Source organism: Levilactobacillus suantsaiihabitans, from assembly GCF_004745505.1.
Classification (GTDB): Bacteria; Bacillota; Bacilli; order Lactobacillales; family Lactobacillaceae; genus Levilactobacillus; species Levilactobacillus suantsaiihabitans.
Window position 1 is genome coordinate 18043 of the sequence record NZ_RKLX01000024.1, and the last position, 17964, is coordinate 36006.

Sequence of the window (17964 nt, forward strand, 5' to 3'; positions counted from 1 at the left end):
TGAATACTCAAACTTCTTTCGATGACTGCTATCAACTAAGGATTTTGTCTAATCTCAGTATACCAGATTATCGCCCCTAATCACCATTATTAGTGTAAATTATTTTAATTGTATTCCATTACAATTAAATTTATACAAGTCCCCGCGGTCATTTCCCCAATCCCGCCTGTCCCACCGCATTCTCCAAGCTAGATTGATTGACACAGCCCCCAATAATGACTAAACTTGTTAGGCACTTTAGTCTACCCAAAGGAGGCGGTCGTTTTGACCACCAGCGAAGAAGCTCAGGAACAACAGCGCGTCGACCGCGTGAGTGATGAGATTGGCAAGCGCATTGATAAGACCGCTGCCGACTATGACGCGGCGCACCAAGAGCTGCGTAACGTGTTGAAGAACTATAGCGAAAACACCTCGGTCAACTGGTTTGAAGTCGATGACCGAATCGAAACCAGTGCCGAACTCCAGCAGCAACGGGCCTTAGTCTCGCGGCTGACAGAAAACCAAAACATTATTCAAGGACAACTCGATACCTTTAAGGAACTCCAAAAATCCCCGTACTTCGGCCGCATCGACATTCAAGACCCGGACGAAACACAGCCGGAATCCCTGTACATCGGGACCGCCTCGTTTGTCAACGACGATCAGGAATTTCTGGTCTACGACTGGCGCGCGCCCATCTCCAGCGTTTACTATAACGGGGTGCTGGGCCAGGTCGCCTACGACACGCCGGCCGGCCCGCAACAGACCGACCTCTTGAAGAAGCGGCAATTTCTGATCCAAGACGGCAAAATCGAGAGCATGTTTGACACCAACGAAACCGTGGGCGATGAAATGCTCCAGCACGCCCTGGGCGAACAAAACGACGCCACCATGCAAAATATCGTGGCGACCATTCAACGGGAACAAAACGATATCATCCGTGATACCAAAAGCGACCTGCTGGTAGTTCAAGGGGTCGCTGGCTCGGGCAAGACGTCCGCAATTTTGCAGCGCATTGCCTTTTTGCTGTATCACAGCCGGCGCGACCTCGAAGCGGACCAAATCGTCTTGTTCTCGCCCAACCGCCTGTTCAGTCACTACATCAGCGACGTGCTTCCCAGCCTGGGCGAGCGCAACATGCGCCAGGTCACCCTGGCCGAATTTCTCACCCAACGCTTCCAGGGGCTGAACGTCCAAACGCAATTCGAACGCTACGAGGCCGACCAACAAGCGCCGGTCAACCTGCCCCTGCGGCAATTCCGCGAAAGCGCCGCGATGATGACCGCCGTGCGCGATTACTGTCTGAACTGTACCGCCGACGACCTGAAGTTCACCGACATCCGCTTCAAGAGCCGCGTGTTCTTCAGTAAGGAAGAGATTCGCGACATCTATCGGCAGATCCCCCTGGCCGCAGCCCCCGCTGACCGCTTGTTACGGACCAAAAACGTCCTGGAAAAACGGCTCAAGCACCGCATCGCCGAAGAAGCCAAGGCCGACTGGGTGCGCGACACCATCGACCAACTCAGCGACGAGGATTACCACAATCTGTTGGGCGAAAAACACCTGGGGCAATTTGAACAACTCGATGACGAAATCGACTTCATCGCCCGACAAATCGTGCGGCGCCGGCTGCGGTCCGTGGACGATGCCATTTACAACGGTTACTTCCTGGACGCCTACAGCCAGTTCACCGAATTTCTCAAGCAGTGTCCGTTGCCCGCCGACGTGCCGGCAGCGGATTGGCAAACGGTCATCGACGGCTACCAACACGACATTGAGTTCCACCGATTGGCACTGACCGATGCCGCACCGTTACTGTATTTGCGCGATATTTTGACCGGCGGCGGGGCCAATCACCGGATGCAACACCTCTTCGTCGATGAGATGCAAGACTACTCGATGGCCCAGCTGATCTACCTGCAACACGCCTTTCCACGCGCCAAACTAACGCTGTTGGGCGACAGCGAGCAGGCCCTATTCAAAGCCGTGGAGGCACCGGAAGCCATCTTGAAAAAGCTGGATGCCGCGCTGAACGTCAAACGCGCCCGGCTGATCACGTTGCGGCGGTCCTACCGCTCCACGCTGCCCATCACGACGTTTGCCAAGGCCTTACTGCCCGACGGCGACCAAATCGAGGCCTTCAACCGGCCCGGCGACCTGCCTAAGGTCATCATCCGTTACGACACGGCGGCCGCGTTCAAAGCCTTGGCCCACGAATTGACGGTCGAGCTCGCCACCAACGGGACCGTGGCCATTCTCACCAAGAGCACGGCCGAAGCCAAATACGTTTACCAAGAACTGCACCGCGACTTCGACCTGACCCGGCTGACGGACACCGACCGTTCCCTGCCGAAGGGCGTCGTGGTCCTACCCATCTATCTGGCCAAAGGCTTGGAGTTCGACAGCGTGATTGCCTACAACGTGTCGGCTGACAACTATCCCGACGAGCAACTGACCGGGACGCTGTACACGATTGCGTCGCGGGCCATGCACCACTTGACGTTACTGTCGATTGGCCCCGCTTCCCCGCTGATTGCCTCCGACAAGATCCCCGCGGCTGACCTGACTATTGAACACGAATTTCAGAACTGAAGGTTGAACCTAAAATTAACGCGCTGATTGCCGTAATGACAGTGTTTTGACACCTAAGATTGGTGAAACCAGGTGCCTGCGTCAGCCAGGGTTCCGCCTGCTCTGGGGAACACCTCCAGCCTGAGAAGCGGTCTTCCTGTTCGCTTGAAAGCCTGGCAAAAACCGGCCAGTCTCTCAAGTCGTCCCGCGCTGTAACCTGGCAAACGACGCCAGGTAACACCGCCGACACAGCTGGCTCCACCCTGGCTGCCTCCGGCAAGTCGACAGCTATCAGTAACACTGTGTTAATGATAGACTCAACGTAGCTATTATCTGGGTTTAAGACGATTACTACTGGCAAGCACTACCGTAGTCAAGAGTTCGCTAAATATGGGTTCAGCCGCTTGAAAAGCGTGTGACGACAGGCGGTTAACTTCCTAGCAGTGTTAAGCGGGGAACCCGTTGCCTGTTGGCACACGTTTCGGCCATGAGGCCACTTTGAGACGAGTTTCTCGGCTCAAAGCGAGGCGTCGAGACCGTCCTTCGGCTCGACCCGCTCCAGCGTTCCAACCCATATTTGGCGAACAGTAAGCGGCCAGTTCGCATTGTGAGGCTGATCCGACTATTTTTGACGCCATGAGTTGCATGATACCAGCAATTCCAGTCGATTTTCGTCTTTCAACCTTCAGTTTCAGAATTAGTTTGTTACGCCAAACAGCCTCCCACCTAATTGCGGTGGGAAGCTGTTTTTTCGTTTGGGTGACTAGATTAGTTGGTGCTGGCCGCAAGCAACGCTGCCCACCTATTTCAACGCATTGGGCGTCTTAATCGTGGCAAAAGCCGCCTTGCGCACGTAATTGTCGTATCCCTTGTAAAAATGCAACTGCTTCTTGGTCGCCTTCACCTTATAAGTCAGGCGTTGCCCGTCGAACTGGACCGTGCTGCCCTTGGGCGAGTACTGAATGCCGGATAGCCGGTAAACGTGCTTGCCTAACGACTGGTATTTCAACTTCTTCAAACCATAACCGGGTAACCGATAATAGCGCGCGCTGGCGGTATCGTAGCCGAACAGATTGCCAGTACTCTTGGTCTTGCCGTACGTGATGTAGGCCTTGTTATCGGCCTTGCCGTTGTAGTACCAGGTGTGGCGCATCACTTTGGGCGTGCCAGTGTGCCAAGTGGCGGCCTGCGCGCTGGTCAGGCTGGTCGCGGCTAGACTGAAACTAACGGCAGCCAGGCCAATCAAAAAATAGGGTTTACTCATGGTGTTTTCTCCTCCAAATCCGTGTGCGAATCATCCCGCATTTAAATTTACGCGTCTTCCCCCTAGAAAGCAAGCGTGATTATTAACTGATTGAACAAATCCGTTCAACCGCGCGCACCCAGAAATTGCCTGGCAACCATATCAGTCGCCGTTCACAACCATTCGCGGGTTAAAACGAAAATCGTTGACGCCGGCCACTAACTTCGGTAAGGTAGGGTTAACCAATCTAGAACCCGCAAATTGGAAAAGGCGTCCGGGAGGCATCCCAGGCGCCTTTTCTAACCTAACGCGGGCTATCGAGTAAACAGTCAACGATGAGGGCAATCCCAATACAGATGTCGCCGACCGTCAACCACCAGCTCACGGTAAACGCCGTGCCGATGATCAAGAAGCCCATCCCCACCAATACCAGCAGGCACCCTAACCAAAATTCAATTTGTCGATAAAATAACCGATTAAACCGCATCATACTCCCCTACCCTTTGCAAAATTTCTAAGTGTTCCCCAACACTGTTAGACGGCCTGTTCCGGGCGTCCCGTCGGCATGTGTTTCAATGCCTGTTTCAATAATAATGGCGCTAAGACTGTCGCTAAAATAATCACTAAAATCATGGCGGAGTAGTCGCTGCCGCCTAGCAGACCAGCCTCATGGCCAATCTGGGCGGTGATCAGTCCCATTTCACCACGGGCAATCATCCCCGTACCGATGACGGTACTGCTAAGATTGCTAAAACCGCTCAACCGCGCCCCGAGGCCACAGCCAATTAGCTTGGTGACACAGGCCAGCACCGTTAGGATGACGATGATGCCCAGGTTTTCGACCAAGTGATCCAGGGTCATATTCAACCCCACACTGACGAAGAAGACCGGAATGAAAATGGCGTTGCCCAGCGGTTCGACGTGGTCAGCCAAGACGGCGCGATACGGCGTGTGAGCGACCGCGATGCCGGCAAAAAACGCGCCAATGGCACCACTTAAGCCGACGATATCGGCGATCCAGGCCATCCCCAGACAAATCACCATCGACATGATGGTCACACTGGACGGCACCACCAGACGCTCACTCAGATGCATCAAGTACGGCGCAATCCATTTGACCAGCGCGTACGTGCCGACGAAGAAGACGACCTGTTCCATCAAGACCAACGCCAAGGCGGGTTGACTCCCCGCCATTTGGATGCCTTGGCTGGCCAGCAGACTGATCATCAGCGATAACAGAATCACGCCAATGATGTCGTCGGCGACCGCAGCCCCTAAAATCGTGGCGCCTTCACGCGTGGTCAACGCATGGTATTCCTTTAACACGGCGACCGAAATCGACACGGACGTCGCGGAAAAAATCACACCAATGAAGAGGGATTCCAGTGGCGTAAAGCCCCACCACCAAGAGGTCAGCCCCATCAGGGCAACGGGAAAAATCACCCCGGAGGTCGCAACGACGATCGCCGGGCGCAGATATTTCATTAGTAACTGCAGATTGCTCTCCAGCCCCCCGAGAAACATCAAAATCACGACCCCGATATCGGCAAATAGACTGACCAAGCTATTCAGCTGGACCCAGTTCAATAATGCCGGTCCCAGAACAATGCCGACCAGCAATTCGCCGATCACGGCCGGGACGCCCAACCGGTTCGACAGGTTCCCTGCCAAGGTCGTCAGAATCAAAATTAAACACAGCGTTCCTAAAAATGCCACGCGGACCCCTCCTTCTTTTAGTCTAATAAATTCTATCATACGCCAAATCCGAGTAACACAAAAGCACCACCTGACAATTCCAGGGGTGCTTCTTTAATTTTATGGGTCTATTCTATCTTTTATGGATAATCATTGTAACGTTGACCTAAGCGGACTCTCACTAGCCAACCGGCGACGAGACCCATCCGCTCGCAGCGTTCCAGCACAGCCTACGCGTAACGGTAGGCAACTAAGCTAGTTAAAGTAAGTCAGATCAGAGGCCAGCGTTGGGTAGGCCAGAATGGTCTGGTTGATATCCGCCGTGCTCATGTGGTTTTGAATCACGAAGTCTAGGTAATTGATGACCTGTTCGGCTTCGCTGCTCAACACGGCCGCCCCCACGATGTTGCCACTCTCCTGATCCACGACCACTTTGATTCTGGCGGCCGGGTCAGCTGTCCGTTGGTAGCTGTACCAGTGGGTCAGGTCCAGATCATTGACGTGATACTTCTCCGGTTCCGCAACGGCCTCGGCGGGAGTCACGCCCAACTGGGCCAATTGCGTTTTGCCATAAACGACCGACGGAATGACCGGGTAGCTGATTGGGTCAGCCGCGCCGTTGGTCAGCGTGGCCGTCAGGTAGCGGCCTTCATAGCCGGCCACCGGCGTTAATTTTGGCTGAGGCCGATCGACCACGTCGCCTAGGGCAAAGACATGGTGATTGGTGGTCTGCAGCCGGTCGTTGACGGCAATCCCGTGCGGCGTGGTGACCACGTCGATGCGTGCCAAATGCAGGTCGTCGATCGCTGGTGTCCGCCCAGCGGTGGCGAAAACTAGGTCCGACGTCCAGGTCTCGCCACTCGCCGTCGTCAGTTGATACTGGTCATCAACGGCGACAACGGCGGTCACGTCCGTGTCCAATTTCACGTCCACACCCTCGGCCGTCAACCGGTCCATCAGGTCGTGGACCAGGTCGCCGTCAAAGGCCCGCAACGGCCGCCGATTGTGGTGGACCAAATGGACCCGACTGCCGGCCGCACTGGCAATGGCGGCCAGTTCGACGCCGACGTAGCCCGCTCCAATCAAGGTGATATCGGCCGGTAACGTGTCCAAGTCCAAAAAGTCATTGCTGGTGCGCAATAGGTCCTTGCCCGGAATGTCGAGCAATCGCGGTTCTTGGCCGGTCGCAATGATCCAGTTGGCCGCGTTCAGTTGGTCCTCGCCTACGGTCAAGGTGCCATCGGTATTGAAACTGGCCGTCCCGTGAAAGGTCGCAATACCCGCGGTTTTGAGGCCTTCCAGGGTCCCGGACGGAATCTTTTCCGTGTAAGCGCGCTTCTTAGCCATCGACGCGCGCCAGTCAATTTGCGGCACACTGGTCAACCCATGACCCTGCAAGGCTTCACTGCGGCCCTGAGCTTCAACGGCAGCCATCAGAATCTTCTTCGGGTCACACCCGCGGTTTGGGCACGTGCCACCCCAGAGGTCCTTTTCCACGACCGCCACGTTCAGGCCGTGGCCGTGTAATCCGTACGCCGCCGCTAAGCCGCCGGGGCCGCCACCAATAATCACGACATCAAATTCTTGCATCGTTTCACCCTCCATTTCGTCTCATCTACGCCTTCGAGTTTAGCACGAAAACGACTTAACCTCGCTTAATTTGCTCCGCGGCCTCGTGATGGTGGACTAAGAGGTAGTTGAACCCGATGTAAAGCATGATGACGATACCCGTGATCAGGTAGACGGGCCCGGCTGGAAATTTTTGAAAGAACACGCCGTACGCCGCGGTCCCTAATGGTAAGGCCAGCTGCATCAACGTGCTAAAGGTCGACCCAACGCGGCCCAGCAATTTGGTCGGCACCGTCATTTGCATGTACACGGACATTGGCGTGTTGACGAAGGCCAGGATGACGCCAGAGAAAAACGATAAGACAATTAAACTGCCAATCAAGATGGCGGCGCGCAACGGTGCGATGAAGCAGATGCCCATCACAGCGATGATACCACCTAACATCAACGATAGTCGTAAGATGGCCAGCAACACATTTTTAAACCGCGGCAGGACCGTTAACACCAGGTTGCCCAACAACACCCCACCGGCCACAGCACTCAGCACCCAGCTCAACCGCGCGTTACCCAGATGACGGGTCTGCACGATGGCGTACGGCAGGCCGACGTCGATCGACGCCAATAAGAAATTCAAAAAGATGCCCAAGATAACCACGGACTGCAAGGTAAAATGGGTATGGATATAGTCCAGACCCACCTTGAATTGCGCCCACTGTGACTTGGGCGCACCACTGTCGGTGGCATTGGCTAGCGGGTGGAAGCGCATGCTCAACGCAATCAGCCAGGTAATGGTTTCCACGCCGAGTTCCAACCGGACGATGCCCTCGAACCCAATCCAGGCGTACAGCGCGGCCGCAACCAATGGGGAGATCAGCTGAATCCCCGCCATCGCCGCCTGTTCAATGGTCGACAGGGTCTTCACGTGGTTATCGTTGACTAGCTCGTGGACCGAGGCCATGTAGGTGGTGGACGTGACCTTGTCCGCGCTGGCAATCACGGTCAGCACGACGATGGCCAGGACCATTTCGTTACTCACGTGGGGCGCCAACAGTGCATACACGCCGTAACTCAGAACCACGATGCCCCGACTCGTCAACAGCAGTGGCTTGTGCCGGCGACGGTCGACCAGGTTACCGACGGGCATGACTAGCAATAAGCCAACCAGCGGATAGATGATGGAGCCCAGGCCAAAGCTAATAGCCGAATGCGTCGTGTGTAGCAGCATTAAGCCCAAAGCAAAGCTGAAGACATCCCCACCCAACGTGCCAATGATATCGCTACTGGCCGCCTTGACAATTTGAATGATCGACTGACGATTGGTGATTTGCCCGTCCATCGCGACACCCCCTCATGATAATTGTTCTAATTATACTCTCATAATATTTTAATTTAAAGACTGTTTTCATCATTTCCCGCACATCAGGTATTTCGTGATAAAATAACCCCTAGAAACAATTGAAGGGAGTACACGATGACATTCTATACTTATGGATACCTTACAAATCATCACAGCAACTGGCAGTACCTGCGAATTGCCTTGATTATCGCGCTACTGGCGGTCTTCATCGGCCTATTCATCACCTATCTGCGGCACAGCTGGAACGTCAAATATAAAGATATGAGTATCATCACCGGCACGTTATTGTTGCTCGTCTTGGGCTTTCAAATCAACAGTCTGGTCTCCTTGCGTTCGGCCACCGAACAGACCAGTGAGATCACGGGCATTGTCAAAAACGTGGCCAAACAGCTGGACGTGCAGCCCAGCAAGCTGGCGGTCAACGCCACGACCACGAACAATAACCTGTTGATCAAGGCCCCCAGCGGCTATTACCGGTTAGCTTACAATGCAGACGGCTCCGCCTACGTGGTGGAACGTGTCCAGCTACAGCGGCCCAAAGTCACCATCGTAAAGGAGTAACGGTATGTTTGTCTATTCAGATGTCTTCATTAAATTACTAGTCGGCTTCATTTTTATGACGCTGCTGATCAACTTCTCGGGCAAGGGCAACCTGGCGCCGACCTCGGCCATCGACCAGGTCCAAAACTACGTCTTAGGGGGCATCGTCGGCGGAGTCATCTACAATTCCGCCGTCACCCTGATTCAGTTCGTCATCGTCTTGTTGATCTGGTCGCTCCTGATTTTGGTCACCCGCTACCTGAAAATTCACGTGCGCGCCGTGGGCAAATTCATCGACGGCGGCCCCATCACCGTGATTCGCAACGGCCAGCTGTTGGTCCACAACTGTCTGAAGGCCAATTTATCGGCCAAGGAGATTGATTTCAAATTACGAACAGCCGGCGTTTATCAAATCAACGACGTCAAACGGGCCATCGTCGAGCAAAATGGCAGCCTCACCGTCCTGCGCCAGGGCGACGGGTCCATTCGCTATCCGGTCATCGTGGACGGTCAGATTGACTACGACGTCTTGGAATTGATGAGTCACGACGAAAACTGGCTCTTGGCTCAACTGAAACAACACGGCGTGGCCAACATTCGGGACGTCTACATGGCCAAATACGAGAATCATCAGTTTGAAATTACGCGTTACGAACAGGAGTAACCGGTATGGATTTGGTGGTTATTTAATTTAACCTTCAACCTTTAACCCTAAAAGTGGTACGCTAGGATTAAAGCTAAGGAGATGACGCGCATGGCCGCAGATCGGTTAAGTGAATATTGGGACGTGTATGACCGGCGACTCCAGCGAGTGGGCCAGCAACAGCGTCAGGACCCCGTGCGCCCGGGGTGTTTTCATTTGGTGGTCGACGCCTTTATTTTCAATCCCGCCGGTGAGGTCCTCTTGCAGCAGCGCTCGGCCAATAAGCTGAACTTTCCCAGTTGTTGGGACTGTTCCGTCGGCGGTTCCGTCGTGGCGGGGGAAACCATTACGGACGCCATGCACCGGGAAATGACCGAGGAATTGGGCCTCGACCTGCCCGTCAGTCCGGCCGACAACTACCTGCTCCAGCCCCATTCGCATTGGATTGAGGCCTGGTTTGCCTTTCAAACAGACCGGCAGCTGGCCGACTTCACGATTCAACACGAGGAGCTCCAACGCGTGGCCTACTTTGACCTGGCCACCGCCCATGACCACCTGAACCAAATCGGTTTTAACGCCTACACCGTTGAGTTGCAGCGGGCGTGGGAACATGTACATGAACCATTAAAAAAACGTGCTTAGTCGTTGGACTAAACACGTTTTTAAGTCTACCTAGTGATGTGTTTCGGATCGTGACTCTCCTGACGAAAGGCCGCTAGGAGAGAGCCAAACCAGTGTAGCGGCGTAAAGGCCACTGGGCCTCGTTTCGGTTCGCTACGCATAAAGGGATCTCCTTCCTACTCGTCTATAGCTGCTAAAGACTGGCTGACGAGTCATGTTCATTTCGCAAATACCTTCTATTCCGTGGTCGTTGCCCTAGTCATGGTCGCGACGCTTCTTCCAGCCACTCAGGGTGAAGGCCGCTAACAAAGCGCCGAACCAAGCCAACTTGGACTTCTGTTCGCCGGTCTGCGGTAAGGCCCCTGAGCTATAACTGGACCCAGAACCACTGCCGCCGTTGGTGTGGCCGTAACTACTGCCGGAACCACTGCCCCCTGAGTAACCACTAGCGCCAGAACCGCCGCCGTAACTCAACCCACTTGGCGCGCTGCTACCGGTGGAACTGCCGGTGCCATCAGTCAAGTCGTCATCGGCAGACCCCGTGATTTCTTGATCTGCGGCCTCATCATCGTCCAGCCCTGTTTGGCCAGCTGACCCGCCAGTGTGGTCTAAATCGGTACCGGTCGTGTTGCCATCACCAGTGCCGGAGCCGTTGCCCGTGGTACTGTCATTGCCGGTGGTGTTGCCACTGCCTTGGCCGTTGCCGGTGCCAGTGGTGTTGCCTTGGCCGTTACCGGTGTTGTTGCCATTACCATTGCCTTGGCTATTGCCGGTGTTATTGCCATTGCCGTTACCTTGGTCATTACCAGTGTTATTGCCATTGCCGTTCGTATTTCCATTACCAGTGCCGTTACCGTTGTTAGACCCGGAATTGTTGCCATTTCCGTTGCCGGTGTTCCCATTCCCGGTGTTGTTGCCGCCACCGTTCGTGTTCCCACCAGTACCGGTATCATTTTGGTCTTCATTACCGGAACCGTTGCCGCTGCCATCAGAGCCGTTACCGTCTCCACTGCCGTTAGAGCCGTTACCATCGCCACTGCCATCAGAGCCGTTACCGTCTCCGCTGCCGTTAGAACCGTTACCGTTTCCACTGCCACCAGAGCCGTTGCCGTTGCCACTGCCGTTAGAGTCGTTACCGTCTCCACTGCCGTTAGAACCGTTGCCGTCCCCACTGCCGTTAGAACCGTTGCCGTCCCCACTACCATTAGAACCGTTACCGTTTCCACTGCCGTTAGAGCCGTTACCGTTTCCACTGCCACCAGAGCCGTTGCCATCGCCACTGCCATCAGAGCCGTTACCGTCTCCACTGCCATTAGAACCGTTACCGTTTCCACTGCCATTAGAACCGTTACCGTTTCCACTGCCGTTAGAGCCGTTGCCGTCCCCACTGCCACCAGAGCCGTTACCGTCTCCACTGCCATTAGAACCGTTGCCGTCCCCACTGCCGTTAGAACCGTTGCCGTCCCCACTGCCGTTAGAGCCGTTACCGTCTCCGCTACCACCAGAGCCGTTGCCGTCTCCACTGCCGTTAGAACCGTTACCGTTTCCACTGCCACCAGAGCCGTTGCCGTCTCCACTGCCGTTAGAGCCGTTACCGTTTCCACTGCCGTTAGAGCCGTTACCGTCCCCACTGCCGTTGTCGCCGTCGTTTCCGTCAGAACCGCCGTCGCCACTGCCAGCACCGTCGCCACCGTCGGATCCACCGTTACCACCAGATCCGCCAGAGCCACCGGAACCATTGCCACCGCCTGGCTGGCCACCGTTGCTGTTACCACCACCAGCGCCGCCTGTGCCTGGTCCGGTTACGTTACCATCGCCACCTTGGCCCGGCTGGTCACCGCCATCACTATCGCCGTCACCTGTGCCTGACTGGTTATCGTTATCATCCCCGTCACCAGTCCCAGCGCCGCCAGACCCGCTACCGGAACCGTCACCAGTGCCTTCATCGCCGCCACCAGTACCAGGATTTCCACCGTTGCCGCCACCTGTGCCGGGGCCAGTTACATCACCGCCGTCGTTGGTATCGCCATCGTTGCCATTGTCGGAACCGTTGTGGTCGCCGCCACCGTTCCCGTCGCCAGAACCGTTGTGGTCATCCCCACTGTTTCCGTTATCAGAACCGTCGTGGTCGTTTCCACCGTTCCCGTTATCAGAGCCGTTGTTGTCGTTTCCACCGTTTCCGTTATCAGAACCGTTGTTATCGTTCCCACCGTTTCCGTTATCAGAGCCGTTGTTGTCGTTCCCACCGTTCCCGTTGTCAGAACCGTTGTGGTCGCTGCCGCCGTTCCCGTCGCCAGAACCGTTGTGGTCATCCCCACTGTTTCCGTTATCAGAACCGTCGTGGTCGTTCCCACCGTTTCCGTCGCCAGAACCGTTGTTGTCGTTCCCACCGTTTCCATTGTCAGAACCGTCGTGGTCGTTCCCACCGCTTCCGTTATCAGAACCGTCGTGGTCGCTACCCCCGCTTCCGTTATCAGAACCGTCGTGGTCGTTCCCACCGTTCGTATCGCTGCCGTTGCCAGCATCGTGACCATCGTCCTCATCATCCCCGTCGTCAATGTCCGTGGACGCGACTTCAAAGACGTGGGTCACTTCTTGTTCCGTTTTGGTAAAGGAACCGGTTAGTTCACCTTTCGTTTCCTTGTAGATGTACCCGTCAATATCCTTAGGCTGCGCATCGTAATTTTCTCCCAGCGCACCGACTAAGACGTCATCTTCACCGATTGTTTTGCCTGCCGTATCAACGTAATGAACCTTCACCGGCGCGGCGTGACCTTTCGGCTGGTACTGTTGCACAAAAGTCCACAGGACGCGGTCTGGGTTTTGTGGATCACGAATTTCCCCCAGCATGGCGAACCGGTCATGATTGTCTTTCAGATTGGTCAGCTTCCCATCCGTAAAGTTATCCCCATCCCGGACGCTTTCAGGCACATGAAGCTTGTCGTAAACCAATCCTTTTTGGCCATCCGGTTTGGCTTCCCCACCGCTAAAGTGGATACGGTAAAATGGCATTGTCGAAATCAGGTCTCCAGTATCCTTATTCCGCGTTTCTTCCGCATACATCGGCACGGCAAAGCGCTCGAGCGGCTTCATTTGATACTGTTCCCCTTCCCGGGTATGGGTGCCGTTGACCAGCTGACCGGTCAGCTTGCTATCCACATAAGCCGAAGCATCTGAGATGAACTGGTTGTCGCCGTTGAAACTTTCCAACTGCAACTGACTCAAAATACTGAAGTCTCTGATCTGACAGCCGCTCAGGTCCAAATTCTGCAATTTCATCATCCCCGCCAACGGCTGGATATTTGACAACCGGCTGTTCATCACCTTCAACGTCCGCAAATTACCCAAATCTGCAATCGGATTCAAATTAACGACATTCCCTTTGGGCATAACATGTGGGTGTTCACCATAATGGTTGTTCCCCTCATCGTCAAAATTGGTAGCTGCCCCGTCTAAAATCAACGTGTGTAAATTTTTTGCCTTCTCTAAGCCTTTCAGACTGATCGGCAGGCGGTCTTGAATGCCGCTACCCACGACCGTATCCTTATCGACAATGATTTCTTTGATGCTGGACATGTATGACCCCTTGATGTCGCCTTCCTTCTGGATGTTCTTTCCCTGTTGCTGAAGCGTTTTCAATACGATTTTTCGCAAATTTGGGCTGGGCATCCATTCAAAAACTGAGGTCTCTTTGCGAGTGACGTGACTGTACTTATCGTTATCCGTTGCGTCGGCGCTGGCCTTGGGTGATTCCAAGAGCATCCCCGTCCCCACGAGGGTTGCTGCTGCCGTCAGCCATAAAGTGGTGCGTACATTTTGTGCCATGTTGATTCTCCTCCAAAATAATGATGTCTATAATTGCCTGTTGTTCTCTCTCCGATAATCAATATCCTATCAGGTTAATAGACAGAAGAGAATAAGTTCTTGATTGCACAATCAAAAAAGGAACCCCCGCCTTTGAACGGTGATTCCACAACACGGCCTAACGGACCGCAATCGCCCGCGAGTGGCGGGATTGGTACACTTTCATAAAATTACGCGTCCCGGTCCAATAAACTTTATTTGGCCACGACTTTTTCATGTACGGATCAGCGACTAAGAATTGGCCCCGCCGATACCCAACCAGGGTCAAAACGTGGTACGGCCGGGCACCCTGCATCCGCCAAGCACCCGCAAAAATCACGGCATTGCCGCGTTTGATCTCTTTGATCAATTGATTTTTCGTAGCGCCAGAAATATTGGCAGCGCGGGCGTCATATGTTTTGGTATAGGCCGTTAGGGGCTTGGGATAAATCGTCCGCGTTTCTCCGGGACGACTCTCCGTGTACGGGTTGCCCACGAAGCCGCGACTGGGAGTCTTAGCCTTAGGCATCTTGGTAATGATGGTCTTGAGCGACGTTTTGCGCGCAATCCCCTTCACCGACAAGGCCATTTTCAAGCTCGCTGCTTCACAGGCATTGGGTGCGTAAAGCGGGTAGAGCTGGCTGGTGTAGGTGTAGGGTAAGACGAACTGTTTAGGCGTCCGCAGGCCCTTTTGGTTCAGCCAGCCATACACGTGTCCACGCCGGCTGATTTGCACGTAGGTCGCTTGACCGGCCCGGGCCACCTGGTCGATTTGAACCAGCTTGCCCTTGAGCTTACCAGTCTTTCGGACGGCCTTAGCCGACTTGGTATACGGTTGGTTCCACAAACGCCAGCCGGCACTGCGAACCACCTGCGAGACCCGTGAGCGTCCGGACTTAGGAGCCGTGGTCTTCGCCTGGGCAGTCAGACCCCCGACCAGGCCCAAGCCGATTCCCAAACTAGCCAGCAACGTGATGATTTTTTTCATTTTTACGCCTCCTTATTCGACCGCAACGGCGAAATGCTTGTAGTTATAGCTGCGGGCAAACTTCTTCGCACTGACCCAATACTTACCATGGTTCGGATCCGCCACGTGATAGCCGCCCTTGCGATACCCGTCCAGCAACATGACGTGACTGTTGTTGATGCCGGTCCCCCAGAAGTAGTGACCGTATTGGGCTTTGGCAAAGTGCAGCGTCACGTAAACGACGACCGGATTGTGCCGCCGTAATTGTGCGCGTAACTGACTTAACTTGGCGCCGCTAATGTTCTTCACTGGCGTGTAGGTGTTGCCCCACTTCGCCAGCGGTTTGGGAAAGATGGATTGAAACACGCCCGGCGTGACCTTGTAGGGACTCCCGGCAAACCCATTATTCGGATTGTTATTTTTACTGCGTGGCAGGTGCTTCATGAAGGCCACCAGCCCGGTCGATTTCAAAACGCCCTTGTAGTGCAGCCCCTCCAACAGACTCGCCGATTCGCAGCCCATCCAGGCTTTGACGGCCTGTTGACTGATGTAGGGTGCACCCAATTTGACCGTTTTCGGCGTCTTCAAATAACGGTGCCAGACCCAGCCCTTGGCCGTTTGCTTGGCGCCTAAGGCCTTAACATAGTAGTAGCGGTACGTTTTACCATTGGCCTTTTGCACCAGCGCAGACTTGCTGATTTCCCAAGCCGTGTGCTTAAAGTTCCTCAGCTGATGCGTCGCGCGTAACGTTAACGCCCCCTCGCTAGTCTGAAACGCATACAAACTGCCAGCCGAGTTACCCGTGACCTTGCCAAATTTGGCGACCTTTTTCTGCGACACGATGTGCTGCGTCGTGCTGGCCTGCGCAGACAGCGCCCCGGTCCCCAAACTCCAGGCCCCGGCAATTGCCAAACTCAATGCCATGGTTTTAAACTTCATTTTCCTATCTCCAATCTGCTTTAACTCTGACATATAGTTAAAGTATACAGCGGAAAACCTTCGGAATACAAGGATTGTTAGGATATTAATGGGTTCGACCGATGGTAATTTAACGGGTTATTTAGCATGCAGAATACCTTCATCTTTGACCGCGTCAGCCCACCAGCATCAGCTATGATCAAGTATTCCCCGCTGTTCCGAAAGAGAGTGAGACAGACAAAAGGCGATTGAACCGACTGCTCTTTGGCGCACATTTCAGCTATGTAACGGTGACGCCAAACGAGCCTGGGATAGCTTTGTCCCAGGCTCGTTGCCAGATATGCTTAATAATGGTCGTTAACCTTCAATCGCGGCTTGTACCGCTTGCCGTTCGGCGTCCGCCTGCCAATGCCCGTTAGCGCCGGAATAATGGTTTAACTTAAACACCCGACGCGTAGCTGACTTACTTAACGTGTCAAAAACGACATTGCCTAACGCAATCAACTTAGCCGTTTGCGGAATGCCTAAGTCAGCTAAGTGTTGTTCTAAGGCCTCAACTTGGGCTTTCCCCGGTTGAACCGCCGTACTGTCACTGTTAATAGTCGCATCTAAATCCGTCATAAACGCGCCCCACATCTCAGTATCATATAGCGCCGCCGCCAAGCGATAGTCCATGCTTCGCTTCGGTCCATGGAAGCTCAAAAATGGCGTCTGCGGATCACGGTCAACCTCGGCATTACCGCGATTTAACCCGACGATCACATACTTAGTGGTGGCCAATTGTTGCGCTAAATCTTTTGACAACGCTGAAGTTGGAAAATAGTTTGGTTGATAAACCTCACCAAAACGTGCTTCAACGGTTTGGGGATCCTGTCCCGCTACAGTGGTCGCGTCTGGCGTGGACCAAAACGCCCAACTATCTAACAGACTAAACGGTAATTTTTGCATGTGTGCCGACTTCCTTTCAGAGATTAATTCAATTGAACACCCTTATCATAGCAAATCACCCTGACACAACATGTCGTTTACGACCACTCCACAAAATTATTTTAAAAAGGTTCATCAGTGTCCCCGCATCTTAAAGTAGCACATCAACACGCCCTCTAGTTCCACCGGATTCCAAGCTAAGTCGTCATGCCAGTGATGTAACGATGTAACTGCTGACTAAAATACCGATAACCAGCTTGCGCAACTGCCGGTGCTAATCGGCGATCGACACTGGCACCGGCATAATTAAAGCGTAAATAATAAGCTTGCTCATCCGCTAAATGCCACTACAAGATCCGGGCCCAATCTAATTGCCTGACTAGTGCGCGTTTCGTCAGCGGTACCCAGAGTCGGCGTCCATTCCAAAGTTGGTGCCTCGTCCCGTTATCGGCCGTAGTGGCATTACCAAATTGATGGGCACCCGATCCCCTGTCGGCCCGGTAAGCCACGAAACCTCATCGGTAAAACCGCCATCTCCCCACAAAGTAACGGCAAGAGCCGGACAAACCCAGTTGTTTGACCAACGCTTGTAAGCGTACTGCAAACTAGCTAACACGCGCTGCATCAATTGTGGCACCGTCTGCGTGGTACTGCTGATGCCCCCTGTCTAAAATGGATTCTAATGTTTTCCGGTGGATTGTAAAGAAACGCGCCTGGGAGGTTTTATCCCAGGCGCGTTTGCTTCACCCTTACATAGCTGAGACGGGCCCAAAAGGGTGCCGATTCCGCTTTTCTTTGTAAAGACATTCTAATTTGTCCTGATAAGCCGCTTATTGGATTTGAACCAACGACCTCTTCCTTACCATGGAAACGCTCTACCTCCTGAGCTAAAGCGGCATACTCTTATTATCACCGATTTTAGGTACGGTGACAACCTGACTGTACAAAAAAAGAACCCAATCACTGGGTCCTTTCAGTCGCGTGGCAACGTCCTATCCTCGCAGGGGGCGATCCCCCAACTACTATCGGCGTGCTAAAGCTTAACTTCCGTGTTCGGCATGGGAACGGGTGTATCCTTTAGGCTATCGCCA

At 54.0% G+C, this 17964-nt stretch carries 13 protein-coding genes, 1 tRNA gene and 1 rRNA gene; 4 read left to right on the forward strand and 11 right to left on the reverse strand.

What is annotated here, in order from left to right; all coding sequences use genetic code 11:
- Positions 1-264 precede the first annotated feature (264 nt).
- Positions 265-2571 carry an RNA polymerase recycling motor HelD gene (gene helD, locus EGT51_RS11170; protein ID WP_135368786.1) on the forward strand — a complete coding sequence of 769 codons (2307 nt, stop codon included), beginning with the start codon at positions 265-267 and terminating at the stop codon, positions 2569-2571.
- Between the two features lie 781 nt (positions 2572-3352).
- On the opposite strand, the gene EGT51_RS11175 is transcribed toward helD, so the two are convergent.
- From EGT51_RS11175 to EGT51_RS11195, 5 genes are all read right to left on the reverse strand, one after another.
- A complete protein-coding gene (locus tag EGT51_RS11175) occupies positions 3353-3814 on the reverse strand; it encodes a hypothetical protein (protein ID WP_135368787.1) in 462 nt (153 codons plus the stop codon).
- A 283-nt stretch (positions 3815-4097) separates the two neighbouring features.
- A complete protein-coding gene (locus EGT51_RS11180; RefSeq protein ID WP_135368788.1) occupies positions 4098-4283 on the reverse strand; it encodes a hypothetical protein in 186 nt (61 codons plus the stop codon).
- A gap of 44 nt (positions 4284-4327) precedes the next feature.
- Complete coding sequence (locus EGT51_RS11185; RefSeq protein WP_135368789.1) at positions 4328-5509, reverse strand: cation:proton antiporter; 1182 nt, start codon at positions 5507-5509, stop codon at positions 4328-4330.
- 234 nt (positions 5510-5743) lie between these two features.
- Positions 5744-7078 carry a dihydrolipoyl dehydrogenase family protein gene (locus tag EGT51_RS11190; RefSeq protein WP_135368790.1) on the reverse strand — a complete coding sequence of 445 codons (1335 nt, stop codon included), beginning with the start codon at positions 7076-7078 and terminating at the stop codon, positions 5744-5746.
- A 55-nt stretch (positions 7079-7133) separates the two neighbouring features.
- A complete protein-coding gene (locus EGT51_RS11195; protein ID WP_135368791.1) occupies positions 7134-8393 on the reverse strand; it encodes an MFS transporter in 1260 nt (419 codons plus the stop codon).
- Between the two features lie 135 nt (positions 8394-8528).
- Here EGT51_RS11195 and EGT51_RS11200 point away from each other — a divergent pair, with 135 nt between their 5' ends.
- The 3 genes from EGT51_RS11200 (at position 8529) to EGT51_RS11210 (ending at position 10239) form a co-directional block, all read left to right on the forward strand.
- Positions 8529-8975, forward strand: coding sequence for a DUF3290 domain-containing protein (locus EGT51_RS11200; RefSeq protein ID WP_135368792.1), 447 nt, complete (start codon positions 8529-8531; stop codon positions 8973-8975).
- A 4-nt stretch (positions 8976-8979) separates the two neighbouring features.
- Positions 8980-9618, forward strand: a complete 639-nt coding sequence (locus EGT51_RS11205) for a DUF421 domain-containing protein (protein WP_135368793.1) — start codon at positions 8980-8982, stop codon at positions 9616-9618.
- Between the two features lie 90 nt (positions 9619-9708).
- Positions 9709-10239, forward strand: coding sequence for an NUDIX hydrolase (locus tag EGT51_RS11210; RefSeq protein ID WP_135368794.1), 531 nt, complete (start codon positions 9709-9711; stop codon positions 10237-10239).
- A gap of 234 nt (positions 10240-10473) precedes the next feature.
- Here the strand turns inward: EGT51_RS11210 and EGT51_RS11215 are convergent, their stop codons facing one another.
- The 6 genes from EGT51_RS11215 to rrf form a co-directional block, all read right to left on the reverse strand.
- On the reverse strand, positions 10474-14043 hold the full coding sequence (locus EGT51_RS11215; protein WP_135368795.1) for a MucBP domain-containing protein: 3570 nt from the start codon (positions 14041-14043) through the stop codon (positions 10474-10476).
- Positions 14044-14200: 157 nt separating this feature from the next.
- Entirely contained in the window at positions 14201-15049 is an 849-nt protein-coding gene (locus EGT51_RS11220; protein WP_135368796.1) for a C39 family peptidase, read from the reverse strand.
- Between the two features lie 12 nt (positions 15050-15061).
- Positions 15062-15967 carry a C39 family peptidase gene (locus EGT51_RS11225; RefSeq protein WP_167850200.1) on the reverse strand — a complete coding sequence of 302 codons (906 nt, stop codon included), beginning with the start codon at positions 15965-15967 and terminating at the stop codon, positions 15062-15064.
- A gap of 336 nt (positions 15968-16303) precedes the next feature.
- Entirely contained in the window at positions 16304-16894 is a 591-nt protein-coding gene (locus EGT51_RS11230) for a hypothetical protein (RefSeq protein WP_135368798.1), read from the reverse strand.
- A gap of 803 nt (positions 16895-17697) precedes the next feature.
- Positions 17698-17770 (reverse strand) — tRNA-Thr (locus tag EGT51_RS11235).
- An 82-nt stretch (positions 17771-17852) separates the two neighbouring features.
- Positions 17853-17964, reverse strand: a 5S ribosomal RNA gene (gene rrf / locus EGT51_RS11240); the annotation flags it as partial.

Coding starts and splice junctions, on each gene's coding strand:
- EGT51_RS11175 (WP_135368787.1), bottom strand. CDS start 3,814: ATGAGTAAACCCTATTTTTTGATTGGCCTGGCTGCCGTTAGTTTCAGT.
- EGT51_RS11180 (WP_135368788.1), bottom strand. CDS start 4,283: ATGATGCGGTTTAATCGGTTATTTTATCGACAAATTGAATTTTGGTTA.
- EGT51_RS11190 (WP_135368790.1), bottom strand. CDS start 7,078: ATGCAAGAATTTGATGTCGTGATTATTGGTGGCGGCCCCGGCGGCTTA.
- EGT51_RS11195 (WP_135368791.1), bottom strand. CDS start 8,393: ATGGACGGGCAAATCACCAATCGTCAGTCGATCATTCAAATTGTCAAG.
- EGT51_RS11200 (WP_135368792.1), top strand. CDS start 8,529: ATGACATTCTATACTTATGGATACCTTACAAATCATCACAGCAACTGG.
- EGT51_RS11205 (WP_135368793.1), top strand. CDS start 8,980: ATGTTTGTCTATTCAGATGTCTTCATTAAATTACTAGTCGGCTTCATT.
- EGT51_RS11210 (WP_135368794.1), top strand. CDS start 9,709: ATGGCCGCAGATCGGTTAAGTGAATATTGGGACGTGTATGACCGGCGA.
- EGT51_RS11215 (WP_135368795.1), bottom strand. CDS start 14,043: ATGGCACAAAATGTACGCACCACTTTATGGCTGACGGCAGCAGCAACC.
- EGT51_RS11220 (WP_135368796.1), bottom strand. CDS start 15,049: ATGAAAAAAATCATCACGTTGCTGGCTAGTTTGGGAATCGGCTTGGGC.
- EGT51_RS11225 (WP_167850200.1), bottom strand. CDS start 15,967: ATGAAGTTTAAAACCATGGCATTGAGTTTGGCAATTGCCGGGGCCTGG.
- EGT51_RS11230 (WP_135368798.1), bottom strand. CDS start 16,894: ATGCAAAAATTACCGTTTAGTCTGTTAGATAGTTGGGCGTTTTGGTCC.